Origin of the sequence: Halobaculum sp. CBA1158 (genome assembly GCF_021431925.1) — an archaeon.
GTDB lineage: Archaea > Halobacteriota > Halobacteria > Halobacteriales > Haloferacaceae > Halobaculum.
Genome location: NZ_CP090371.1, coordinates 1,203,977 through 1,228,984, shown reverse-complemented (window position 1 = coordinate 1,228,984; position 25,008 = coordinate 1,203,977). Strand labels below are relative to the sequence as shown.

General features: G+C 50.3%; 18 protein-coding genes and 6 pseudogenes. 13 read left to right on the top strand and 11 right to left on the bottom strand.

Features of this window, described 5'->3' with window-relative positions; translation table 11 throughout:
* The first annotated feature begins 87 nt into the window (after window positions 1-87).
* The 7 genes and pseudogenes from Hbl1158_RS06515 to Hbl1158_RS06485 form a co-directional block, all read left to right on the top strand.
* Window positions 88-1,296 carry a sulfatase-like hydrolase/transferase gene (locus Hbl1158_RS06515; RefSeq protein WP_234299242.1) on the top strand — a complete coding sequence of 403 codons (1,209 nt, stop codon included), beginning with the start codon at window positions 88-90 and terminating at the stop codon, window positions 1,294-1,296.
* Window positions 1,253-2,104 (top strand): glycosyltransferase, encoded by an 852-nt coding sequence (locus Hbl1158_RS06510; RefSeq protein ID WP_234299241.1) that lies wholly within the window; start codon window positions 1,253-1,255, stop codon window positions 2,102-2,104. Before Hbl1158_RS06515 ends, Hbl1158_RS06510 begins: the two co-directional genes overlap by 44 nt.
* 28 nt (window positions 2,105-2,132) lie before the next feature.
* Window positions 2,133-3,596, top strand: coding sequence for a flippase (locus tag Hbl1158_RS06505; RefSeq protein ID WP_234299240.1), 1,464 nt, complete (start codon window positions 2,133-2,135; stop codon window positions 3,594-3,596).
* A 35-nt stretch (window positions 3,597-3,631) separates the two neighbouring features.
* Window positions 3,632-4,489, top strand: a complete 858-nt coding sequence (locus Hbl1158_RS06500; protein WP_234299239.1) for an FkbM family methyltransferase — start codon at window positions 3,632-3,634, stop codon at window positions 4,487-4,489.
* A 67-nt stretch (window positions 4,490-4,556) separates the two neighbouring features.
* Window positions 4,557-5,410: pseudogene (locus Hbl1158_RS06495) on the top strand (IS630 family transposase); the annotation flags it as partial.
* Window positions 5,411-5,453: 43 nt separating this feature from the next.
* Window positions 5,454-6,473 (top strand): annotated as a pseudogene (locus tag Hbl1158_RS06490) (IS630 family transposase).
* Between the two features lie 3 nt (window positions 6,474-6,476).
* Window positions 6,477-6,665, top strand: a pseudogene (locus tag Hbl1158_RS06485) (hypothetical protein); the annotation flags it as partial.
* A 45-nt stretch (window positions 6,666-6,710) separates the two neighbouring features.
* Here Hbl1158_RS06485 and Hbl1158_RS06480 read toward each other — a convergent pair.
* On the bottom strand, window positions 6,711-7,850 hold the full coding sequence (locus Hbl1158_RS06480; RefSeq protein ID WP_234299238.1) for a glycosyltransferase family 4 protein: 1,140 nt from the start codon (window positions 7,848-7,850) through the stop codon (window positions 6,711-6,713).
* 468 nt (window positions 7,851-8,318) lie between these two features.
* Between Hbl1158_RS06480 and Hbl1158_RS06475 the strand changes: the two are divergent.
* Window positions 8,319-8,430, top strand: a pseudogene (locus Hbl1158_RS06475) (IS110 family transposase); the annotation flags it as partial.
* 169 nt (window positions 8,431-8,599) lie between these two features.
* Here the strand turns inward: Hbl1158_RS06475 and Hbl1158_RS06470 are convergent.
* From Hbl1158_RS06470 to Hbl1158_RS06445, 6 genes and pseudogenes are all read right to left on the bottom strand, one after another.
* Complete coding sequence (locus Hbl1158_RS06470) at window positions 8,600-9,373, bottom strand: FkbM family methyltransferase (protein ID WP_234299237.1); 774 nt, start codon at window positions 9,371-9,373, stop codon at window positions 8,600-8,602.
* A 2-nt stretch (window positions 9,374-9,375) separates the two neighbouring features.
* Window positions 9,376-10,212 (bottom strand): annotated as a pseudogene (locus Hbl1158_RS06465) (IS5 family transposase).
* A gap of 245 nt (window positions 10,213-10,457) precedes the next feature.
* Window positions 10,458-12,131 carry a hypothetical protein gene (locus Hbl1158_RS06460; protein WP_234299236.1) on the bottom strand — a complete coding sequence of 558 codons (1,674 nt, stop codon included), beginning with the start codon at window positions 12,129-12,131 and terminating at the stop codon, window positions 10,458-10,460.
* Window positions 12,132-12,592: 461 nt separating this feature from the next.
* Window positions 12,593-13,105 carry a hypothetical protein gene (locus Hbl1158_RS06455; RefSeq protein WP_234299235.1) on the bottom strand — a complete coding sequence of 171 codons (513 nt, stop codon included), beginning with the start codon at window positions 13,103-13,105 and terminating at the stop codon, window positions 12,593-12,595.
* Between the two features lie 288 nt (window positions 13,106-13,393).
* On the bottom strand, window positions 13,394-14,662 hold the full coding sequence (locus Hbl1158_RS06450; protein WP_234299234.1) for a glycosyltransferase family 39 protein: 1,269 nt from the start codon (window positions 14,660-14,662) through the stop codon (window positions 13,394-13,396).
* Window positions 14,663-14,666: 4 nt separating this feature from the next.
* Window positions 14,667-15,740 (bottom strand): NAD(P)-dependent oxidoreductase, encoded by a 1,074-nt coding sequence (locus Hbl1158_RS06445; protein ID WP_234299233.1) that lies wholly within the window; start codon window positions 15,738-15,740, stop codon window positions 14,667-14,669.
* Between the two features lie 693 nt (window positions 15,741-16,433).
* Between Hbl1158_RS06445 and Hbl1158_RS06440 the strand changes: the two genes are divergently transcribed.
* The 3 genes from Hbl1158_RS06440 to Hbl1158_RS06430 are packed head-to-tail and all read left to right on the top strand — an operon-like array spanning window position 16,434 to window position 18,960.
* Window positions 16,434-17,345, top strand: coding sequence for a UbiA prenyltransferase family protein (locus Hbl1158_RS06440; RefSeq protein WP_234299232.1), 912 nt, complete (start codon window positions 16,434-16,436; stop codon window positions 17,343-17,345).
* On the top strand, window positions 17,342-17,980 hold the full coding sequence (locus Hbl1158_RS06435; RefSeq protein ID WP_234299231.1) for a PHP domain-containing protein: 639 nt from the start codon (window positions 17,342-17,344) through the stop codon (window positions 17,978-17,980). The genes Hbl1158_RS06440 and Hbl1158_RS06435 overlap by 4 nt, the downstream gene beginning before the upstream one ends.
* A complete protein-coding gene (locus tag Hbl1158_RS06430) occupies window positions 17,980-18,960 on the top strand; it encodes a lysylphosphatidylglycerol synthase transmembrane domain-containing protein (protein WP_234299230.1) in 981 nt (326 codons plus the stop codon). The genes Hbl1158_RS06435 and Hbl1158_RS06430 overlap by 1 nt, the downstream gene beginning before the upstream one ends.
* Window positions 18,961-18,974: 14 nt before the next feature.
* Here the strand turns inward: Hbl1158_RS06430 and Hbl1158_RS06425 are convergent, their stop codons facing one another.
* On the bottom strand, window positions 18,975-19,529 hold the full coding sequence (locus tag Hbl1158_RS06425; protein ID WP_234299229.1) for a VTT domain-containing protein: 555 nt from the start codon (window positions 19,527-19,529) through the stop codon (window positions 18,975-18,977).
* Window positions 19,530-19,781: 252 nt separating this feature from the next.
* Window positions 19,782-20,515, bottom strand: a pseudogene (aglF, locus tag Hbl1158_RS06420) (UTP--glucose-1-phosphate uridylyltransferase AglF).
* A gap of 88 nt (window positions 20,516-20,603) precedes the next feature.
* On the opposite strand from aglF (Hbl1158_RS06420), the gene aglM (Hbl1158_RS06415) reads away from it, so the two are divergent.
* A complete protein-coding gene (aglM, locus tag Hbl1158_RS06415; protein ID WP_234299228.1) occupies window positions 20,604-21,908 on the top strand; it encodes a UDP-glucose 6-dehydrogenase AglM in 1,305 nt (434 codons plus the stop codon).
* A 259-nt stretch (window positions 21,909-22,167) separates the two neighbouring features.
* Here the strand turns inward: aglM (Hbl1158_RS06415) and aglF (Hbl1158_RS06410) are convergent, their stop codons facing one another.
* Window positions 22,168-22,902, bottom strand: coding sequence for a UTP--glucose-1-phosphate uridylyltransferase AglF (gene aglF, locus Hbl1158_RS06410; RefSeq protein WP_234299227.1), 735 nt, complete (start codon window positions 22,900-22,902; stop codon window positions 22,168-22,170).
* 114 nt (window positions 22,903-23,016) lie between these two features.
* Here aglF (Hbl1158_RS06410) and aglM (Hbl1158_RS06405) point away from each other — a divergent pair, with 114 nt between their 5' ends.
* A complete protein-coding gene (gene aglM / locus Hbl1158_RS06405) occupies window positions 23,017-24,318 on the top strand; it encodes a UDP-glucose 6-dehydrogenase AglM (protein WP_234299226.1) in 1,302 nt (433 codons plus the stop codon).
* A 338-nt stretch (window positions 24,319-24,656) separates the two neighbouring features.
* Here the strand turns inward: aglM (Hbl1158_RS06405) and Hbl1158_RS06400 are convergent, their stop codons facing one another.
* Window positions 24,657-24,995 carry a GLUG motif-containing protein gene (locus Hbl1158_RS06400; protein WP_234299225.1) on the bottom strand — a complete coding sequence of 113 codons (339 nt, stop codon included), beginning with the start codon at window positions 24,993-24,995 and terminating at the stop codon, window positions 24,657-24,659.
* Between the last annotated feature and the right edge of the window lie 13 nt (window positions 24,996-25,008).

Below are 25,008 nucleotides of genomic sequence, written 5' to 3'. Positions count from 1 at the left end.
ACAGTACGTCATCTTAGACATCGAGGGTTGTACCTATCAACTCGTATTATCGAAACTATTAATCGGGCATCAACGGATGGGGCTAATATGCTGTTAGAGAAGCTGGATACCTCTTCAATACGAAACGTTTTCCTCTATGTCGGTGACGGCGTTCGGTACGATTATCTCCCAGACCGAATCGCAAATATGGGTGTCAGCACTAAATGTATCGCTGGAAGCATCCATTCACCTACGGCATTTTCCACAATCATCTCGGGAGTTTTGTATCCCCAACACAAGGTTGCAGATTTCACCGACCAGATTAGTATCGAACTCCCACATCTATTTTCGGCCACATCTCATGATACTGCGTTTTGTAACACTATTAACCACCCACCTTTCAATACGAATCCCGCAACAGACAGCATCCTAGCGACGACACTCAATACTGATGATTCGCCGTCGGATCTGCTCGAGACAATCACCTCACCGTTTATTGTGTTGGAACGTGGGCCGGGTGGGCATGCGCCCTACGGAGAGTTCAAAGGGGATGCCTCAGAATATTTTCGTGACCGGAAGAACGCCACCCGAGATGTCCTTGCTAGTGAGTATGCGACCGCGGTTCGGAAGGATGCCGACCATTTTTTATCGCAAGTAGCCACCCTGAGAGACCGTGGATTGGCCGAGGAAACCCTAATCATATACACTAGTGACCACGGTGAACTTCTCGGCGAGATGGGAACAGTCGGCCATAATGGACCAATTCACCGACGACTTGTCGAAACCCCTTGTGTCTTCATCCACCCGTCGTTACCAAGTCGATCAGTAGCCGATGAAATCGTTAGACAAATTGATATATTACCAACAATTGTAGATGCGGCTGATGTCAACTTGAATATACCCGAAGAACTGCCAGGGTGTGCGTTAACCATAGAGAGACCTGCTTCATTGGGTGCTAGTTTCTATCGGAAACACGCATTTGAACAGAGTACTATTTTTCCGACACTGTCACTATCCTACGACGCGGTGTTTGGTCCAACAGGAGGTTTTATTTTTCCCAAATCAAATCTGCCAACGCGGGTGAGTGCCGCTATTTATTCCTTGTTAACCGGACCAAAATCAGCCTTCCGCCGCAACCATGCGCTGGATGTTCTTTCCGGATTTCTCGACGGGACCCAAACTGTGGGTACGCCACAGTTTCCGATGAACGAAGCACAAGAATATCTGGGGCAGATATCATCAATGAAAATACATGAGTCTACTACCGAGGTAGATGTTCCAGAACAACGACTCCGTGAACTGGGCTATCTTGAGTGATACTATGGTACGACCGCTCGTTTCAGTTGTTATTCCGACATATAATAATCAGAGTATGATAGCCGTCTGTCTCGAATCTATTTATAAACAAACGTACGATAATATCGAAATAATCGTAGTTGATGGCGGCAGTACGGATCGTACAGTCAACATCTGCAATAGATATGAGGTAACCGTACTTGAAACCGACTTGGGAAGGGCAGCTGCACGGCGCCGAGGAGCTAAACAGTCAAACGGAACGTGGCTGTTCCACGTTGATTCTGATATGGAACTATCAGAGGGAGTAATTGAGGAATGCGTTACGGCAGCCCAGCAGTACGATGCACTCATTGTTCCAGAGGTAAATACAGGAAAGACCTACTGGGCTCGTTGTACGGATGTCGACAAACACATCTCCCGGTATAACTGCGTTGGGAATCTCCGATTCCTATCCCGAGAACTTTATTTCGAGGTTGATGGCCATAATCCCGAGCTTCTTAATAGAGAGGATAGAGAATTCCACGAGTTAGTGAAACAAACAGGGGCATCGATTGGACACACGTCCGAGACTATCACTCATCATCTTGATGGAATGGGATTACTTGATATCCTACGGAAACGACTGCGATATATTCGATCACTTAAGAACTTTGAGGAACGGTCTAGAGTGCACAAGGAAAAATTCAATCGTGAAAAGGAAGTTGATATCCTCGGTGTTTTGCTGAGTGAACTCAGAAAGAGACCAGAGTTTATGCCTGGATTTTTGTTGCTCACCGGCGTAACCGCCGTGATCAAACGAGCCTTGTTATTATATTACCGAATTAAGTGACACATATGGTCTGGAATTCACTATATCAATGAGCGATCTCAAACGCATACTTAAGAATGCGTCGTATCTTTTCATCGGTGCCGCTATCGCCGACGCAAGTGCGTTCCTCTTCCGAGTCCTGATCGCCAATAAACTCGGTCCATCGGTGTTTGGCCTGTTTTCTCTTGCGCTAATGACCGTGAGCGTTGGAACCTCGATTACTTTACTCGGGCTCCCAGATGGGATTGTCACCTACGTCAGTCGCTTCAGGTCAAATGATCAACCGGACAAGATTGCTGGGGTCGTGCTTGTCAGTGTGGGGATAGTCGTCATTACAAATATAGTCTTGATAGCCGTTATCTGGACGCTGGCTCCACTATTAGCGACCACACTCTTTGATACGAAGGCTCTGACACCACTCTTGAGAGTCTTTGTGCTGGGTATGCCAGCGAAATCGATTATCGCATTAACAGGTGCTATCTGTCTCAGTTACGAGCAGGCTGCCCTCCAAACAACTATTCGCCGCCTCGTGCCCAAGATCGGTCAACTCACAACAGCGGCCATTATTATCGTTGCAGGTGGTGGAATTCAACTGGTTGTCACTTGGTATGTAGTAGTGCTGTGGCTTACTGCTATTCTCGGTCTCAGCCTCACAACACTATTACTTAAGGGGGAATCAATAAAAGAGATTAGTACAAACACCAGAGAATTATTAACATTTTCGTCACCATTATTTTTATCTGGTTTTATTGGTTTTTTTTTAAACTGGACGGATACGATATTCGTCGGATTTTTCTTGACGAGCGTAGATGTCGGCATCTATCAATCAGCATATTTACTTGGCACCTCTATTTCTCTATTCATTGGAGCTGTCGCAAATACCCTTTACCCTAACTTCGGATCTCTGTTGGCCCAGAATAAACACGATGTTATTAGTAATCGGTACAGAAAAGCCTCCCGTTGGCTTAGTATCCTTGCGGTAGCACCTACCGCCTATCTAATTACATTTCCCGAGCAGTCGCTGACATTACTCTTTGGGGCTGAGTTTAGGGCAGGCCGATGGGTGTTAGTGACAATAGTTGCTACCTATTTTGTTAGTGCAGTTCTTGGTCCTGCTACGAATACACTCAAAACTATGGGTTACTCTCGGTATATTTTAACAACATTTCTAGTTGCATTTCTAGTCAATATAGCTCTTAACCTACTATTGATCCCCCGGATCGGGTTGCTCGGTGCAGCTGTTGGTTCAGGCACTGCATCGATAATATCCGATATTTTTCACTTTCGTCGTGTAAAAACTGAATTGAATCTGTCTCTTCCTGTTCAAAATATCGGTCGCGTTATAGTAATCGCTGGAGTAGTTGCACTCTTTCTTAGTCTCATTAGTGATAACGTGACCACGTTACCGATTTATGGTGGTTTCGTGGTGTTATTTTGTTTACTCTATGCGGGCGGACTTCTAATTACGAATACTATCTCCTGGAGGGATCTGCGTAAGCTTATCGTTGAATAGGTGGAGTTATTTTTATTGACCAAGGAGAGGGATCTATGAACATGAAAAGAAAAGCCAGTCTCGCATTTCATGCCCTATCAAATTTTGCTGGAAAAGCCGGCTGTTCGAAAATTCCAGGTGCCAACTTCGTAAATGACTATTTATCAGATTTGATCTCTCCAACTATTGATGGCGAATTTACTTGGATCAACTACGAAGGACATCAATTGAAAATCGCCTCAGGCGACCATGTAAGCGAGCGATTATTAAAATCTGGCGCCTATGAGGGAACAATCGCAGATCTAATTCACAAGAAGGTGAATACCGGAGAAACAGTCGTTGATATTGGTGCTCATATTGGTCATCATACTTTATCAATGCGAGCCGCCGCTGGAGAAACCGGAACAATATCAGCATATGAACCACACCCAAGGAATGCACAATATATTCGAGATACTATCAAGAGAAATGAGTTCCAGAATGTTTCTGTAATTGAGGGAGCGTTGTCTGATACCCACGGTGTTGGAAATCTAGAAGTTGATGAGGCAAATACCGGATCGTCGTCGCTCCATACCAACACTAAAAAAAATCATTCCATTGTAGAGGTTAACATCCTTGATGCAGATGAAGAGTTTGAATCAGCAGGCCTGTCATCTATTGACTTCGCTAAAGTTGACATCCAAGGTGGCGAATTTGAATTGATTGTCGGGAATAATGCCATTTTGAACACAATAGGAAAGATGGTAATTGAGATCCATCCTACCTCTTTCCTAACTCCTGTTCAGACAAAGAAGGTTTTTGAGAGGCTTGATAAAGAAGGACAAATCGAATCTCTTTCTGGGCAGCCTATCTCAAAGAAGGATATCATCCATTCCAGGAATGATGTCTGTTTATATTGGGAATCGGATGGTTAAGAAAATCCCCCAATATCACTAATACTGGGGGCTAAAACTTCATGGAATTCCGGCCACGAGGATAGGTATGGCGAGGTTGGAGGACGTCTCTGTCGAAGACCTCCGCCAGATCTTGGCAGAGGTCAATGATGCCGACGCGAAAAAGCGGCTCATGGCTGCGATCACTTACAAGAAGATGGACGACCTCACGCAATCGGAAGCTGCCGAACTCTACGGATTTCTAGCAGTTGGGCCTCTAAATGGTTCAACCGACTCGAACGGCCCGCCGACGAGCCTGTTCGAGAAGGTCGTCTACGACAAACCACGAGAGGGTAGACCAGCCGAACTCTCCGACGAAGAGCACGAGCAGCTCGCTGAAGCTCTCCACGAGCCACCGGGAGAAGTCAAATATGACGCGCCCGGGTTGTCTGTTCCCTTAGCACGTCACTACCTCTCCGAGGAGTTCAACGTTGAGTACTGTGAACGGCACGTCCGGCGATTGATGTCCGAGGCCGGGCTGTCCTGGAAGACAGCCCGGCCGGAGTACTACAAATCCGACGAACGCGCACAGGAAGCTTGGCAAGAATGCTTCAAAAAAGCTCGACGGCCTGGACGACGAATACACGGTCCTGACCATCGATCAGACGCGTCAGGTTTCTCTCGACGCTGATCTATGCAGGGTTTCTAGAAGGGGAGCGCCCGTCACTACCGGTGTCGGGCGCGTGAGATAGCATCAAGCTGCTCGGTGCAATCAGCGACAGCGGCGAGACGTTCTTTCTGCTCTGTGCCGAGAACTTCAATAGTGACGCGACGATTCGCTTGTTAGACGCTCTCCAGACTGAATTCGGCGAGAAAATCTGTGTCGTCTTGGACAACGTCTCGTATTTCACGGCCAACGCAGTACAGGAATTCGTCGAAGACACACCGATCGAAGTGTGCTATATAACGGACAGGGATTTTGATAATATTCGGCTCAAGCGAGGACATGACCGAGGAAGGGAGCAAGATCCCCAATCTCACGAAACGTCGAGTCCGCGAGCAACTCGCGGACGAGACTGATCAAAGGCGAACAAACGTCTTACCGCCTCACGCAAGTCCCTTGAAGAGCTCTCACTAGTCGAGATCGAAGACAAGTACGGATGGCATCACCAGATGGTCTACAACTAGCTGGATCGGTTCGGAGAGCGCGGCTTGGAGGCCGCGCTCTACGATGATCCTCACCCTGGAAGTTCGCCTGAACTCATAGACGATCAGTTCGACCTATTCGTCGCTGTCCTTCACGATCCTCCCGTAGAAGTCAGCTATGACGCCCCAGCATGGAGTTCCGCTCTCGCACAACAGTACCTCATCGAAGCATTCGATGTCTCGTACTCCCAGCGTCAAGTCCGTCGGCTCATGCACGAGGCCGGGGCCTCGCCGAAGAGACCCCGGCCAGAACCAGCCTCCGCCGATGAAGAGGAACATGAAGAATTCGAAGAGACGGTTCGAAAAAAGTAGCCCGACGTGACGAGGATGCAACCGATGTCACCATTGATCAAACCCGGAAGGCGGTTGGTTCAGACCTCTACAGGGCGTGGTTTCCCGTCGGTCAGAGGCCGACAGTTGGCGTGTCGGCCTATGGGGATGGCGTGAATCTGCTGGGTGCTGTCACCGACAATGGCGAGACGACCGTGCTGGAGTGTGGAGGATGGTTCACCGGTATGGTGACGATCCGCTTTCTGGAGCAACTCCAAGCGAAGTTCGGTGAGAAGTTGGTCGTGCTATTGGATCAAGCGACGTACTTCACCGCCACGGCGGTGAAGAACTTCGCAGCCGACGAACCCATCGAGCTGGTGTATTTCCAGACCGGATCGCTCGAGTTGAACCCAATCGAAGAGTACTGGCAACAGCTCAAGAAATCACTTGGAAACCGCTACTTCGGGACGCTTGATGAGATCAGATCAGCCATTGGGACGCACTCGAAACAATCAGTCTACCGGGAATTTATCAATACCTCTGTCCGTGAGTATACCTTCCGCGGGGTTCACCGGAGCTGAACCCCGCGAAAGAGTGTTGATGACGCCTCAGTCAGGTTCTTGGCAATCGCCTCTTCGACACATTAGATGAACTTCGTGAGGCTGCACTTACTGCGCTCGATGACACCGAACCGCCAAATATTTCACCTAGTACGACTTTAAATATAAATAGTATTGAATAATGTGGAATACTTGGCGACTATTTTGGTATAAGCAGGGGTAGACGATTACAACTGGGCAATATAGCTATGAAGTTTGGACTTAATTTCAGTCATTGCATAGTTTTTAACCACCATATCTCGAGATCTTTCTCCAAACGTATTTCGTATCTGTCTATTAGTTAACAGCCGTTTAAGCGCTTCTGCAAATGCGTCTTCATCCCCGATTGGCACCATAAACCCGTTTTCGCCATCAATAATATAATCGGATGGGCCACCACACCTCGTTGAAACGACCGGTGTACCACAACTCTGTGCCTCTAGGCCCACAATGCCTAGACCTTCCTGATTTGAGGGGAGCGCAAACACAGCTGCTCGTTGATAGTAGGGTACAACATCGGGAACCCGTCCCTCAACATTTATTGATGATTTAATTTCTAAGTCATTTATAAGTGCCAATAACTCTTGATTGGGTTCATCCCCGACTAATGTGAGTTCAGCTTCGGGGACTTCTTCCAGAACATGTGCAAAAGCCTTGAGAAGAAGAGCGGTATTTTTTCGCTGTGCATTGATCCGTCCCACAAACAGTATTTCATTTTTATTATTAGGGCCTCCTGGAACGTATTCGTCAGTGTCGATCGGGAATGGCAGGACTTCCACTCTAGACTCGGGGACCCCGATGGTTTTGGTCACCTGTTGCTTCGTGTGGTTACTTTGTACCAGAATCACATCTGCGGACTCGAGTACAAAATGTTCGTACCGTTGTTGGATTGGAAATGCTAATTTATTTCTGTACTTGCGGTGGAACGAGAATTCATCAATCTGTAATTTGTGCTGGTCTCTAAACGTGGTACCAATCCAACACGCAAAAGGGATATTTTTGATAGCAAGTGGGAGTCCTTGGATACACGTCCCCCCAACCACGAGATGTTTTGAAGCCTGCTCAAGACCTCGTAACCAGTTCCGAAAGTTCAAGATGTAGTTGAAAATAGCAAATTCCGGTAGAAATCGTTCAACTTTCACCCCTTCCATCCCGCAAAAAACTCCCGTTTCTGATGTCGGCCAGGGTTTCCGTTTGTAAAAATTTAACATCGTAACACATTCATCCCAGGGGATAGCATTGAAAATAATATACGGGTCGTATCCGCTATGGGTCAACATTTCATACGCAAATTCTGTAACTGTAGAAGTACCTGCTGTGTTTCTCACATCTAGTGTCGATATACATACTCTTTGAGACATTATGGTCTAATACTCGCCCAATAGATTTCTATCTTTATATCCAACGTCAGCCTCCCTGCGTGTTGGATTTATCCTTGTCCCCATCAGATGACATAAATCTGGAGTACGTTCCTACCACCGGTGATTCCACTTTGTTTGTATAGAGAGCGTGACCCCATGAGAATCCTGCTGAGATACCTGGAGCGTGAAGTACGTTATGGAGTTCCGAAGGTCGATCTATGACATGTACCTCCGAGTACGGGAGCGTGATAGACTTTGGATACGAAGGAACAGAAGAAGTGGGGGCGCAGCCCGGCCGACCAGGGTTGGCCGTGGCTGCAAGTCCGGAGCAATTTCGTTCCGCTTCACGTATTTAGGACTCCAGAGGACACCATGACTGGACCCTCTGATCACTACATGGGTATTGACGTTCACAAACGGAAAGTGTAAGTTGCTATCCTTGACGATGAAGACGAAATTGTCGAAGAGACCCGTGTCCAACGCGAATCTCGACGACCTCGCAGAAAAGTACACTAGTAGCAACGCTGCACTGGAAGCGGGAAGCAACTATCAGATGTTGTCAGTCGATCTCGACTAACTTACCGCAGTTCGGACTGTCGATCCAGATGTGGTCGCCAGGGTCGGACTGATAGACTGTGACGGTTTCGCCGCAGTCACACTCTGCTTCAGCTTCGTGTTCGTGGGATCGGACGCGGTCTGATTCCGTTATGGTTACCTCACTTCATTGCACGAACAAACCGTTCGTCTCCGCGTTTATCTATCACCTCAAAGCTGGAGAATCCACAGTCTGAGAGGATCGATTCAACCTTGTCATAGGCTACACCCTCCCCTTCGTGAACCTCCACGTAGAGCCGCCGGCACGATTCCTTGGAGAATGTTTCTGTAGCGCCGCGGAGGACGGCCAGTTCTGCTCCTTCAACGTCGATCTTGACCACCGAGGGGGGCGGAAGATCAATACCATCTAATTCCATTCGTGCCAACCCAATACCCCCATCTTCTTTCCGTAGTGCTGCAGTCGGTGACCCTTCTCGTACGTCTGTTTCGTTCACCCACATCAGGCCTGGTTGATTGGAAAGTGCAACACCGATAAGGCGACTATCTGAGGAGTACAGATTTTGCAACAACGCCATGATGTTTGCCGGGATGGGTTCAAATGCGTACGTTTTGCCCTGAACCGCTGCCGCGAATATACCGACGTTTGCACCTATGTCATAAAACACGTCGCTTGACTCCACAGCAATCATTACGTCCCGAAGTAGGGGGCGTTCGGTAGCGAGAATATGAATTCCGGCAGCAGCGGCGTTCGCTGTTGGAAAGCGGTAGGAGATGGTGGCCCCGTTGACGGTGATCCGAATCGGGAACGGGAGAATAGCGAGGAGACGATAGATAACGCCAAGCGCAAGAAAGTCAAACGGGAAAGCGTCACCACGCTTTCGTCGACGGTTAAGCGAGAGTGCAACGTTCGCCAACCGGCTGATGAAGCGTTCCATGGTCATCTGTCCCTTTCACTTGACATAAGACTATCCAAGTCGATCAAATTGTGGACGGTAGCTTTGAGGATGATTTCACGGAATTCGAGCCACCAACTTCGCGCACGCTCGGCGGTGCCGTGCGTACCCTTGATGCTTGAGAAGACGTTTTAGACATGGATCGTTGGTGTTACCGATCACTATCCATGCGGACGTTGTGGGCGTGATCGAGCGAGTTGAACAAACGATGTTTGATCAGCGGGCGGATACCGTTTTGATGGAGTTCGTCGCGGAATGCTTTCGCATCGTATGTCTTGTCAGCAGCGAGGCTTCGCAGGTCGTCCACGTTCCGACGGGCGATCTGCGGGTCGATCTTGGGGTCCTGTTTTTCGAGGTAGTCAAGTGGATGTCGGTGATATACAGCGTTTCGACATCCACTAGAACGATGACTTTCAGCGCTCAAACGCGGTAGTCTGTACGGTTAGCGTAGTGTCGCCTTGGCTGGTCACGATCTAAGCCAGTTGCATCGATCGAACCGTGGCCAGTGCGTTTCTCGGCCGACGCGCCGAGAAACGCACGCCATGTCTCGGTCGGAATTCGATCGAACCAATTTCGGAGAACCGTATAATGAGGAAGTCGTGCAAGACCAATTTCCTCTAACACACCGGGCATTTCGCCCAGCAAATCAAGTGTGACGCGGTGGGATTTTGCCAGCTCGATGCGGAGCGTATGAAGCGTCACCATCGCCCATTCGGCGAACCCGCCGACCCGAAGGGGGTGGCGGGTTCATCTGGATTTGCAGCAACTGATTTAGACTTAGCGACCGTAACACGGGTGAAGAGATGGATTTCGGATGTCAAACCAATCTGTCCCTTCGCTTTCTACGACAATAACGCAATCGCGGCACTCTCGCCTAACGAAACTACAGTGACAAGCTATTCATCGTTGCTCTCAATATGTTCAATGGCCTGCTGAATTTCATGAAAAGTCACTCGAATTGGAGACTGAGCCGCTTCAGCGCGGCTTTGAAATGATGACTCAGCTATTCTTCTAGTTGAAAGTTTGATCGACTACTATAGCAGAAAGAGTTGTTTAACCTATGTTATTATGGGTTTAAATAAATAAGGCCGTCTCCAGAATGATAGATTCGGTTGTATCTAGAATCAAAGGTAGTATGATATTTATCAGTGGGTTTTTTCCGATAGGAATGTGTTTCTATACGTATACCTGTTTCAGTCATTCGCTTAGAAATCAAGATATAATGGTCTCGTATGCTTTTTTTATCCACTTCTGATTTTGAATGGTATTTTATTGTTTTTATGATTGCTTTACGAGTCTGTTGTGGATTTTCCGCAAAATATATGTTGCGAAGCCTCTGCTCCCAGTCTGCCCGAATAACACGTACATATACTATCCCTCGATGGTTATAATAAAGTAATGAACCACCCAGTCTCGAGTCCGAAAACACCATTTGAGATGTTTCGACATACTCCCCAGTAAATTGTATCCCTACCTTTTCTTCTTCAGTATATTGCGGTGGCTCTTGGAGCATCGGCAGCTGGGTAACTATTGCAAGAATTATAATAAATGCTATTACGGATTGTATTATCCTTTTTCTCTCCAGACTGACTTTCTCGCTCAATATGTATCCCACGATGAAAATTATTACCGGAGATCCTGCTGCCGCCGTTCTTTGTACTGCAACACCAATCCCACCATACGAAAAGAACATAACGAATACAATAGGATAAAGAGTCAAGAGAAGGAGTAAAAATACACCACTACTTTTGTTAAATTGGAAACTCTTATTAAATAATATGCGTAAAAAATACATGATGAATATAGAATATATAATATAAATAAAGAATTTGCTGATCCTGCTAGCGAATTCTAGCGATAAGTTGGCGACTAAGACTGACCGAAAAACCCCTACTTGAGCTGACTTATATGATTGAGCACTTTCTGAAGCGACTAAAAACATTTGAGTGAGATTCCAACCGATCTCGGGAACGACTGTAGAATAATAAAGGCCGACAGTAGTCATAGCGGTTACTGAAATAAAGAGTAGCATAGATTTTCGAGATGAATTATTAACACAAAATTTATTTTGGGTTAGAGCGAATCGGAATGAAGAATGTTCAAGAATATAGTATGACGGTACTATGAAAATAGAGATTAAACCATAAGTGTGATAAATCGCCGCCATAATTCCAGAAAATATCGAGAATAACCCCACCCACCGAGGAGAACTACCCTGTTCTAAAATGCTATAAATTATATATAATAATATACTATAGATGCAAATCCCATAACCGGCTTGATTTATAGACATATCCGTGTAACTGATAAATACTGGGGAAATAAATAGTCCTAAAACAAATAATAACCCTATCTCATATTTACTATTACTTCCAGCATTGATTCGTTTATAGAAACTCACACCTAAGAACGCAGGTATGAAATACAATAAATTTGGTAGAGATTTCAACATCGTTAGTCCTGAGGATAGTTTAATGTTTCCTGAAATAATTGTATACATGGCCAAAAAGTATGTCGTCAAATCTATGGGCATATCCATTTTAGCTGATGTCTCAGTCAAACCACTTGGAATGTTGCTCCGTGTTCCAGTCCTTACAAGATGGAATCGAGGCCAGTCGTGTATGGCACCAAACCCACCGGTAATCCCAGGCTCCTCAATAACTGGAAACACCCGCAAATACCAACTTAGGAAGACTCCCCAGAAAAAAATAACAAGAAGAAATTTGGATGATCTCTTCATACCTTGGGAACGCCCTGTTTGCTGTTATTGCCCAGTTAGGTTAATAAGGCATCGATGTTCAGGTATACCACAGAACTAAGAGGTAACTTCCTCTTGAGCCAGAGAGATCTATGAGAATTCCGCTGGCATAACTTAGGCAGACATTCGAGCCCCCAGGCGAATTGCCGAAGCCAGTTCCGTGTACCTCGGTTGATTACCGGCGAGATAACGCAGGTGGGATTGGAAGAGACTAATGCTCTCGAACACCACTCACTACGCGTATCTCGCTCCGAAGCTGTCGCTATTCGTTCGACAGACCTTCTGTATAGTCATCTCCCCGTAGGTCTGGCCACCACGTTGTTCGTCCCACTTCGGAGTCGGTTGAGGACGCATCCCGTATCGACCAGAGACTCGGAAACACCCGTCCATCAATTGCTGATCGCCCTTGCACCAGTAATAGAGGTGCTTCACGAAGGCAATATCTACCTCCAATGCAGACGGTCGCCCCTCGTCGCTCCCTCGCCACAGGCGGAGTACCTCGCGCAGAACATCTCGAAGAGGACGTGCTTTCTAGAGGCATACTCGAACCATTTGAGGTACTCCCGAATCATCTCTGCCCGCTCTCCGTCCAGCATCTCGTCATTCACGTCGTCGTTGGCATCAAGGGTCGGGGGTAGGATTTCCTCGTGCGTGCCTGACTCGACGGTGTCGATGTTCTCACAGAATCGCACGAAGGCGAGGAGAGTCGAGAGTTGGGTTCGGAGTGAGACAGGGATTGAGGTCGCCGTCGTCCTTCCGCCAGAGCCGGTACTCGTACAGCCTGTGACCGGTGAAGTCGTTGAGGTTGGTGATGTCTCCTGCTCGCACCATCGGATGAAGTGCTTGAGACGGTATCTGTGAGCCTGTACGGTCCTCTCAGAAGCGTCGTCTTCCCGTTGTGCGAGGTAGAGGTCTACTGCTTTCTGTGGTGCGATGGGTTCGAGATCTTGAGTCATCAGTTGTCATCTCCGCGAACCCACAACGTCGGTCGGGGAAGCCGAGCAGATTGCCCGATACCGCCCTGTTATCGCGCCGCAGTCCCCGTTCAAATCGGGGAGAAACTGCCGTGTCGTCAGATACGTTCTCGACGGCGCAACCACAGCGTACAACAGATGCCGCCGCACGGGATCGACCGCCGCGAATAACGTGAACTCCTCGCCACGCTGTTTGATGACGGCTTTGTCCATCAGGACGGCGGCCGGCAGGTCGGCAGCGGAAATTTTCTGCGAGGTAATGATAATTTCTTAAACCATTTTGAATTTCCGGATTATTCTATAAGCGAAGAATGCCGCAAAAAGGATTAGAAATGGCTGTATCGTTGGCGTTCTATATCTGGGTTGAATGAAGAATATGCTATAACCAATAGAAAAGGAAAAGAAAATCCCATAGAATAGCGTATACTTTTTCCATCTTCGTCTGGATTTAATAATACCGATAACTCCCATTGATAATACTGGAACATAAAACAATTTACGAATAATGTTGGATTGTGCGGGTTTTTGTTCCATAGGAGGGAACCACCAGAAATACCATATATTTTTGAAGAAATGGATTAAGAAATTCCTTGGATGATAGATTATATATTCAAGCGCCCTGTTGAGAAGGTATTTATTAGCTTCTGCTTCTGGCATTTGTTCTACCTTTTTTTGGACAATTGATGGCGCGTCACTCAGTTCATTTGGAACACCCGTGTGTATTGCCGGTGGGACGTTCCCTCGCCAAAAATTCCACCCCACTTGTTTAACAAGAACAAACTGATCATGTACAATATAGTTACGAATGGTCCAGGGAGCGACGATTAATAGGGGAACTATTGTGATTAAACAGCTCATCTTTAACGCCTCACTAAAACTCCACCGTTTAAGATAGGTCTGTCCTATCAACCAAAGCGGGATTATAGGCGCAAAATATAGCACAGCAGGAATTATAAGGGTTGCTACTCCCAAAATAGTGCCAGAGACGACTATATTCTTGATTGAATATCCATCCTCTAGCTGTACTAAGCTATATATTAGCAATAATGTTATGAATGTCGAAAAGGTCAATTGGTGTATTACCGTCACTCCATAAGCATAATCTGGGTACAGAGCGAGACCTACTCCAGCGAACAGACCCACTTGCATATTGAAAATTTGTCGCCCAATTAGAAATAATAAAACAACTGAAAACGCCTGAATAATTGCTTGAATAACCTGGATAGTTATAAAAGCGAGTGGTGTGAGCCCGAAAACTGTATATACAGTAGCTAAAAAGTAAGGGTAGAAGGGTGCCATTACTGAGGTGGGCTCCACAGGGGGGCCGACTAGATATGTACCACTAAAACCCAGACCCCGGATTATATTACTTGCAATCATACCATTTTCCCAAGTTGATACATTATAGAAATTGCCACGTACTCCAATTGCTATGAGACTCCAGACAAATGAAGTTGCAAATAATGTTATTTTGGGCATTTTGTAATATATCTTGCCCCGGTTCCAGATTGAACCTAAAATAGTGGTGTTTTCGTCCATAATTTCAGAATTTCATAAATAACCACTTTACAATTTGAAGTGCACCTTGATCCCACGCAACGCGATGGTCTTTCCCAGTTGAACCTTCACTTTCTTCATAGTTCTTTAAATACCACCGATACGTGTCAACCAACGCCTCTTGATTCGAGTATTTTGCTTCCCATCCGAGATCGCATAACTTCTCAACAGAGACGTACGAGTCCTCGTGAGCGGTTTCATACACCCATGGATAGAGCGGTGACAGATTGAGCTTGTTCAACACTCGGAGTGTAAATCGGGTTAGTGTCGCTGGTGTTCCGACAACTCGCTTTCCTGTTCCCGCCTCATCAATTGAGGCTTGGAAGTCTTCTTTCATCGTCCTGTATTCAGTCGCACCTACGTTGAACGCGTCATTCACCTCATTCTTGTCCAAGGTGAACATCATCTTGATTGCTCGAACGAGATCGTGCACGTGGAGTAATTGATACTTGTTGTTCCCCCACCCGACCATCGGTATGTTTGCCCCATCCTCAATCCAGTCGAACAAGACCTGAAACACGCCAAGCCGCTGTGGTCCGATGAATGTTTTTGGGCGAATAATAGGGACACACATCCCCATCCGACGGAAGTCTCGACACACATTTTCGGCTTCAATTTTCGCGTCTCCGTATGGACCGACACCGTCTAACGGAGATTCCTCGGTGATTGGATGGGTATCGTGAGTCCCATAGACGGCTGTGGACGAAATATAGACCACTCGTTCAACGTCGTGTTCTTTCGCGGCCCACAACACCGACCGAGTCCCCTCGACTGTCACCTCCCAGATCTCGTCATCGTCCCACAGAGGGAGTGCTGCCGCACTGTGGACGATTACATCCGCGTCGGCTTCCTCGATTGCCTCAGACACGCTCTCCTCGTTACGTACGTCTCCCTCTATGTATTCCAGGTCCTCTGTATCGTCTTCCTCGCTGAACGGTTTGAGGTCGAGCGCAGTTACGTCCCATCCCTGCTCAGCAAAGTACTGGCACGTGTGGAGTCCCAGAAAGCCAGTTCCGCCAGTGACAACGACAGAATCATACTGGCGATCCTCGGAGTCCATGTGCTCAGTCGTACTCATTATTCTGGGGAAGTTAACGTACTGTCTTTATATTACCTATTTCGCCATACTGGTGAGCCCCGAGAGCTGACTCAGTTCCTACTGATCAATTCAGCAGCTGAGTAATCGGACAGATCTAACTCAATCCTGCGGAGACCAGAAGAATGGTAAAACTACGAGTATAGTATGAGCAATATGACCGTACGATGTACTCGCGGAGACATGAGATCATTTCTGCTGTAGTAGGTATCCACCTCGCCGTTACTGCGCCAGAGTTTCACCAACCAATCTACATATTGGCATTTGTGATCGTTCTAGGAGTGGGAATCGACTTGGATCATTTCGTGATTGGACGGATCAATCGCGGTGATTGGTCTAACCTCATCCGTTGTTTTCGAAGTCCGTCGCGGGTATTCGTCGATCAAGCATCGATATTCGAGCGGGGTGATATATCGCGGGATCAACGGTTGTTTAGCCACCTTGTTATTGGCGGCGTTTTCATCGTATTTATCTGGTTTGTTAGCGAGTATTTAGCCTTCGTCACAGCCATTACCATCTATACGCACGTCCTTTCGGTTCTACTCGGATATACGAACCAGAGACGCCTATCTCCGCCAAAGTGAGTAGCTCCGTGCGCTGCAATTTCACAGGTTAGCAGTATCTTTATTTCCTGTTGGTCGCTCGATTAGATACTGAATGGCCAGGTCATCGCAGACCATTAGTCCAGTAAACACACTCACTGGACTGATTCGAGAGATTCGCCCGTGGCAATGGTACAAGCAGGGCGTAATGCTCCTTGGAATCGTCTTTTCCCAAAATCTTCTAAATTGGGATGCCTGGCTGAGCCTCTTGATCGGGATGGTGGCGTTTACAACCGTCGCCAGCGCGACATACGTTTTCAACGATATTAGCGATCTTGAAGAAGACAGCAATCATCCGGAAAAACAGAATCGTCCGATTGCAAGCGGACAGGTGTCCGTCCCAATTGCCACGGTCTTCGGTCTCATCTTAGCTTGTATTGGGCTCGGAGCAGCTTACAGCCTCGGTCCACTCTTTCTCGCAATTCTACTGGCCTATCTCGCACAGAACGCCCTGTATTCGCTCGTACTGAAGCAATTCGTCTTTGTCGATGTGCTTATCGTCGCCATCGGGTTCGTTCTCCGCGCTATCGCGGGAGTCATCGCTATTGACGTGTTCTTGAGTCCGTGGTTGATCGTGAGTACGTTCCTCCTTGCGTTGGTACTCGCGTTTGGAAAGCGTCGCAACGAACTGGAGGTAGCCGCCAACCCACAGGAAACACGGGGTGTCTTAGGCGAGTATTCAGAGAGCAATATTGATCAACTCCTTGTGATGGTGATGGCCACCCTGCTGATGTCGTACTCACTCTATACGTTCTCACGAACGGATCCGACGATGATGGCAACGCTCCCGTTCGCGTTCTTTGGTGTGTTTCGCTATCATCATCTCGTCCATACAACGAACATCGCAGGTCAACCCGAATATCTCCTCACGGATCGACCCTCAGTAGTGAATCTTATCCTCTGGGGTATCGTCGCTATTGCTGTCCTCTACAACGTACCAGAAATAGCTGTTGAGGTGATTCAGTGAAGCAGTACGACCTCCAAGTGCATACCGACGCATCGCCGTGCTCACGAGCCTCTCCAGCTGACGTTGTCGATGCGGCCATTGATGCGGGATTAGAGGGGATTGCTATCACAAACCACGATACGTTAGCGGGATACGATGAGGTCGCCGATCTCGCGCCTGCTGACCTAAACGTGATTCCTGGGGTAGAAGTAACGACGACACAGGGCCATCTTCTCGCGTTGTACGTTAATGATGAACCACCGCAAACCGACCCAGTAACCGTAATTGAACACGTCCACGAGCAAGATGGGATTGCGATCCTCTCACATCCGTTTGACAGATTTCGAGAGTATTACGACACAGATCTCGACGCAATAGCCTCACGCGTTGACGCCGTTGAAGTGCAAAATTCACGTTGTCTACTCTCTCGATTCAACCGTCACGCCCGAGAGTTCGCTACTCAGCACGACTTAGCGATCACGGGCGGAAGCGATGCCCACTTTCCAATGGAGGTGGGACGGTCTACGACCGTTTGTGAGCCGCCACTGCGTGAGGCTATCGAATCTACAGCAACCCAGACAGCAGGACGAGGGGGCTATCTCTCGGGCCATACTGCGACGAAACTGAATGACGCACTCAGAATGGTGAATCTCTGATGCGCGTCCTCTCGACAGTCCAACGAGCGATCCGCCAACACGGGCTCTGGGTTACAGCACTCCTGACAGTTGCTGTGTTCTTTGGGATGTTCGTCGTCGGTGATGCCTCGCAAGTCGTTTCGGCACTCCTTGCGGTTGATCTCTGGCGGATTGGCGTCGTGTTCCTCCTCGCTACGATTAGCTACGGTGTGCGGTTTCTCAAGTGGGAGTACTATCTCCGGCACTTGGATATTGATATCCCCCTCAAGACGAGTCTGATTGTGTTTTTCAGCGGTTTGATGATGGTCGTGACTCCTGGGAAAGCAGGTGAAGTCTGGAAGGCATGGTTCCTCCGTGACCTCCGCGATGTACCAGTTAGTCGGACAGCGTCCGTGGTCGGTGCTGAGCGGGTGACTGATTTGATCGCGCTGTCGGTGTTCGCGTTTCTGGGAATACTTATCTATCAGCGGTCATCCGTCGTGTTGATCGGCGTGATTCTCCTGTTCCTCTTTGGTATCAGTTTGCTTCAGTGGCGGAATTTTTGTCTACGTGTTTTGAGATGGTTGGAGACGCTTCCAATTGTTGGATCGTATGCTACTGAGTTAGAGAAATTCTATGAGAATACGTACACGCTGTTCCAGGTGCGACCGCTCAGTATCGCGTTTCTCATTAGCCTCGTGGCGTGGGGCTTAGAGGGAGTTGCGCTGTGGGTGGTGCTGAGTGGATTCAGTTCAGAAGCGACCCTCCTGGCCGCATTGTTCGTGTTCGGGTTGGGGTCGGTCGTGGGTGCGGCCAGCCTCCTCCCGGGGGGATTAGCGGCCGCGGAAGCCAGTATGGTCGGGATGCTCGTCATCTTAGGATACACCCAGACTATTGCGGTGAGTGCGACGGTAATTATCCGGGTTGGCACGCTCTGGTACGGAGCGATCCTAGGAACCTGTGTGTTTGTTGTCTACCGGTTTGTGAGAGACCAGGCTCAGGTCACAAACCCAAGCAACTGATTCACGGTGGTTCGCTATTCAGTTTGGAAAATAAATAGATAGATAGGTCGTGCTAACAGAAGCACCGCAACGCTACTGACAACTAGCAGAAACTCAATATTAACCGTTTGAACGGAGTCCGATGAGAAGCTCCGGAGTGATTGTCCAAAAGTGACGTAGAAGATAGCCCAGGGTAGTTCACCGATGAGCGTCCCGAGCGCAAAGTTCCAAATGGAGACACCGGCCAAGCCAGCGCCAATAGAGACACTATCTGCGGGCGCGGGTGACAGTCGAGCAGCAACCATTCCCCGAAGTTCGCCCGTGGTGGTCACAATTGACTCACCAGTCGCGGAGATCCGTGAGGTGTAGCCATTCACATCCTGGAAGTAGCCTGCGAGAAGGAACGGCAGGAAACACGTAACCAGGGTTCCAGTCAAGACGAGCGGCACGCCGCTTGGGAATCCAACGAGGTACCCCAGAAACAGAGATGCGAGACTCAGTGGCCAGAGCACGAAGGGACGAATCAGATAAAAGATAGTCACGCCAACAGCAATAAGCAGCCATCCACGTTCGTCAAGCCCTTCAAACATAGCCGCTGGCGAATACAACCAGTGAATACCGATAACAAAGACGAAGCTGAATAGTGGGATAATTTGGAGTATACGCCTTCGCCTAGTTGGCATCAAAGCCTACTGAGATCGAAACCAAGTAAAGAACATTGTTTCGCTCATCGGGATCAGTGTAGTCGAATAATCATCAAGCAATACTTGATTATTTGTCAAAGAGTACTAAATGGATGGTTACAGTAAGGTAGTTTCGGTCTATTCGTTCAAGTACCTCATTCAATTCTCTGCGGGTATCGGTTCTGAATTTTGCAGTCTTTCCTCGGCCTCGTCCCGGTCTTCGGGATACCCAACGTCAATCCTCCATCCCTCGAGCCCGATAGCATCGATGATTCGTCCGCTCTGAATCAATAAATCGATAGCCTCGCTGATCTCGTATTCGCCACGATTCGATGGTTGCACGAGATGACATGCGTGGAAGATAGCCGGACTGAACGTGTAGAATCCGTCATCACCAAATTAGAAGGCGGATCATCGGGCTTTTCCACGACATCGGTAATCTCTCCGTACTTGTTCGTATCACACACTCCATACCGACTCGCGTCCTCCCAGTCTACTTCCTCGATAAGGAACGCGGCATCGGTCCGATCTTCTTGCTGCCGCCGAACGACGTCCTCCAGTTTCGCCTGAAAGATGTTGTCGCCGAGCATCAGCATGAAGTCGTCGTCGATGTATTCCTCGACAGTCAATAGCGCGTGAGCCAACCCTTTCTATTCACGTTGGGGTGCATACGTAATCGGGATGCCCTCGAACTCATCGCCATAGTGTTCGATGATATTCTGCTTGAGGTATCCCACCACGACGACGAGTTCGTCTGCACCTAACTCGGCGAGCTGTTCGAAATAGTGCGTGAGAATTGGTTTCCCCTTGAGTTCAACCATCCCTTTGGGTTTATCTTCCGTGAGTGGACGCAGTCGTGTCCCCTCACCAGCCGCTAAAACGACAGCTTTCATAACTATCCGAACGGTGGCAGAATACCGTGATACGTCTTTCCACTCTCGTAACCAAACCTTGGGTAGCCGACCGCCGAATTTTCAGATAATGCGCGTCAGTATTGTCGGCAGCGGGTACGTGGGAACGACTATCGCAGCGTGTTTCGCGGATCTCGGTCACGAAGTCATCAACATCGACATCGACGAAGATATCGTCGAGACGATTAATAGCGGAGCCCCAACGATCCACGAGGACGGACTTCCTGAACTTGTCGCGGAACACGCAGGCCAAGGCGGTACCGGACGACTGCGGGCGACCACGGAGTACGACGCAATCCTCGATACCGATGCTACGTTTCTCAGTCTGCCGACACCACAGAACGATGACGGCAGCATCGACCTCTCGAGCATGGAAGCCGGCGCAGTCCAACTGGGGAAGACGCTCGAAGCGGCAGATGACTGGCACACTATCGTCGTGAAGAGTACGGTCGTTCCCGGTTCCACTGAAGACGTAATCACACCGATTCTGGAAGAGGAAAGCAGGAAGACAGCTGGAGATGACTTTGGCGTCGGAATGAATCCGGAGTTCCTCCGAGAGGGTACTGCCGTACAGGATTTCCTGAACCCGGATAAAATCGTCCTCGGTGCAGACGACGACCGAGCGCTCGCCGATATGCACGATGTCTTCCAACCGCTCATCTCGAAGACGAAGGCACCAGTCGTGGAAACGGACACGCGGACTGCAGAGATGATCAAGTACGCGAATAACAGTTTCCTCGCTGCGAAGGTCTCACTCATCAACGATATCGGAAACATCTGTAAGGAACACGGTATCGACGCCTACGAGGTTGCCGACGCAATTGGTCTCGATGACCGCATCAGTGAACGATTCCTTCGTAGTGGTCTCGGCTGGGGCGGGTCCTGCTTCGGAAAGGACGTTGCTGCGATCACAGCTGCTGCGCAGGAGCGTGAGTACAACCCTGCTATGCTTCGCGCTACGGTCGAGGTGAACGACCGGCAACCGAATCGGCTCCTCTCGTTCATGGACGCCCACGTCGATGTTTCGGGAGAGCGAGTCGCCGTGCTCGGGCTCGCGTTCAAACCAGGCACCGACGATGTCCGGGACTCTCGTGCGATTCCCGTCATCGAGGGACTACAGGAACGCGGCGCTAACGTCGTCGCCTACGATCCGGTTGCGGCCGAGAATATGCAGGAGCACTTCCCAGGCATTAACTACGCTTCAAGCGCATCAGCCGCTCTCGGCAGCGCTGTTGCCGCGCTCGTCGTGACTGACTGGGAGGAAATTACCGAAATTGAAGAGGAATTCGATACGATGGCGACGCCTGTAGTGATCGACGGTCGGCGTGCTATCGACCGACGTGACGGCATCGTCTACGAAGGGCTGACTTGGTAGTCACTGATATCGGACGGGGACTACCGAGGACTGTGCTCACGAAAGCCCCTCCTGCAAAATAGCTCACCCGATGGGTACCCCGTAGTTCTGATGTCGCGCCAGATGTTCGGTAAATAGCACGACACCGTACCACGTCGACTCGATCACTTTTGATTCAAGCGACTCACAAGACCTTCTCGTATCCTCTAGAAGACACGTCTGCGGTAGTACGCTATCGTGACCAGAGTGGGAGACACGTGAAACGCCGAGATCAGACCCCTCACGCATTCGCTTTCGTCTCGGCTCCCTCACGCAGGCGTCGCTCCGCCTCGTCGCGATCTTCGGGATAACCGATGTCCATCCGCCAGCCATCAAGCGGGATGGCATCGATAGTCCGACCACTCTCTAAGAGCAACCCGACCGCGTCGCTGATCTCGTACTCGCCGCGGTCGCTCGGCTGCACGAGGTGGCAGGCGTGAAATATCGCCGGTGTGAAGGTGTAGAAGCCGGTCATCACGAGATTCGAGGGCGGATTATCCGGCTTCTCGATCACGTCGACGATCTCGCCGTACTTGTTGGTGTCACAGACGCCGTAGCGTGATGCTTCCTCCATTGGGACCTCTTCAACGAGGAACGCCGCATCCGCGCGGTCCTCGGCCTGCCGGCGGACCACGTCCTGAAGGTTCGCCTCGAAGACGTTGTCACCGAGAATGAGCATGAAGTCGTCGTCAATGTGATCTTCGACAGTAAGGAGCGCGTGGGCGAGTCCCTTCTGTTCGCGCTGGTGCGCGTACGTGATGGGAACGCCCTCGTACTCGTCGCCGTAATGCTGGATGATCGTCTCTTTCATATATCCAACAACGACGATGAGCTCACTCGCGCCGAGGTCAACGAGGGTATCGAAACAATGCGTGAGAATCGGGTCACCGTCGACCTCGACCATCCCCTTTGGTTTCTCCTCGGTTAACGGTCGAAGCCGTGTCCCCTCGCCTGCGGCGAGAACGACTGCTTGCATGGAACAGCGTTCCGAGCGACACCGTATATATTTCTTGTCTGCCTCCCCGCTCAGTCACCTGCAATTCGAGACCGGACGGGAACGCTCATGTGAGTCGGCCCGGTTCCCGTCGATATGCGAATTAACGTCGTCGGCTCCGGCTACGTCGGTACGACGCTTGCGGCCTCCCTTGCTGATTTGCGCCACGAGGTGACCGCGATCGACATCGACGACGGGGTCGCCGCGGCGCTCAACGACGGCCGCGCCCCCATTCACGAACCGGGACTCGGCGACCTCGTCGCAGAACATGCTGGCGATCGATTGCGAGCCACGACATCCTATGCCGACGTTCCCGAAGCGGACCTGACGTTCCTCGCGATCCAGACCCCTTCACACGAAGACGGCAGTATCGACACGGACGCGCTGTGTGCGGCCGCCGAGATGACCGGCGAGGTGCTCGCCGGCGGCACCGATCGCCATCTGGTCGTGGTCAAGAGCACGGTCACGCCGCCGTCACTCCCCGAGGTTTCCGATGCTCTCGCGACTGGGCTGGGCGAACCGCTCGCCGGTGACGGGGGCGACCGCGTCGCCTTCGGCGCGAACCCGGAGTTCCTCCGGGAGGGAACGGCCGTGTCGGACTTCCGCGAGCCGGACAAGCTCGTGTTCGGGACTACCGTTGACTGGGCCGACGAGTTACTCGACGGCGTCTATGCGCCGCTGCTGGCCGAGCACGACGCACCGGTCGTCCGCACCGACCCGGCAACTGCGATGATGATCAAGTACGCCAACAATGCCTTCCTCGCTGCGAAAGTGAGCCTGATCAACGACCTCGGCAACGTCTGCAAGGCGTTCGACATTGACACCTACGAGGTCGCCGAGGCCATCGGTCTCGATGACCGTATCGGCGAACGCTTCCTCCGGAGCGGCCTCGGGTGGGGCGGAAGCTGTTTCCCGAAGGACACGAACGCGCTCATCGCCGCCGCTGAGCGTGAAGGCTATTCCCCGGCGATGTTGCATGCGGCCGCCGATGTGAACGACCGCCAGCCTGCGCGGCTCGTCGACCTGTTGGAGGCGAAGGTGGATCTCGATGGAGCGCAGATCGCAGTTCTGGGCCTGGCGTTCAAGCCGGGAACCGACGACGTTCGCAACTCCCGTTCGATCCCCGTGATCGAAGCGTTGCGAGAGCGGGGTGCGACCGTCGTCGCCTACGACCCAGTCGCAATTGAAAACATGCGCGAGCGGTTCCTGGACCTGGAGTACGCGGACTCAGCTGCGGACGCGCTCGCCGGTGCCGATGGTGCCGCTATCGTCACCGATTGGGACGAATTCGCCGCGCTCAATTCGGAGTTCGACGCGATGGCAGAACCCATAGTTGTCGACGGTCGTCGCGTGGTCGAACCGCGGGAGGGACTGAACTACGACGGGCTGACGTGGTGAGTAGCGACGCCACGGGAGGAACTCGACGAGGTGGATGGGGACCACGAACGCAGTAGCGAACTGTGGTATCACGAATCGATCGAACGGAACACGGAGTCGGTACTCGAGTACGTGGAGCGTGGTAAGCCTCGTCGTCGCGTTAGGCGTCGGCTCTGTGCTTGTACCGCGCCCGTCGACGGGAGCAGGTCACACACTCAAGTACCCACGTCGGTTCGACGGAGACATGTCCCCCTCATCCTCGCCACCGCCGCTTCCCTCCCTTGCGGCGGTCGGTGACCGACTCCTGGCCGAGGGCAAAGTTCGGCTTGCGGAGTTTCCCGACGGGACAGTCATCGGGATCAAGCTTGGGGACAATAGCCGACAATCCCGCCCGTGTTGAACTGGCTGGTGACGTTCGCAGTCACGGACGAGTTCGATATGTCGGCGTAGTTTCTCCCGACGAGCCCGCCCGTTTTGTTTGCCCCAGTCACATCACCGGACACGGAGCCCTCGGCGATCACCCCGTCCCCAAATCCGACGAGTCCACCGGTGTTGTCACCGCCGTCGATATCAACGTCGACGAGCGCGACGCGGGTGATCGTCGCGCCATCGATCACGATGTTCGCGATGGCGATATGCTGAACAACATTCTCCACCCTGGTGACATCCTCCTCGCCGTAAACGGCGAGGCTTCCCACGCATGGGGAATAC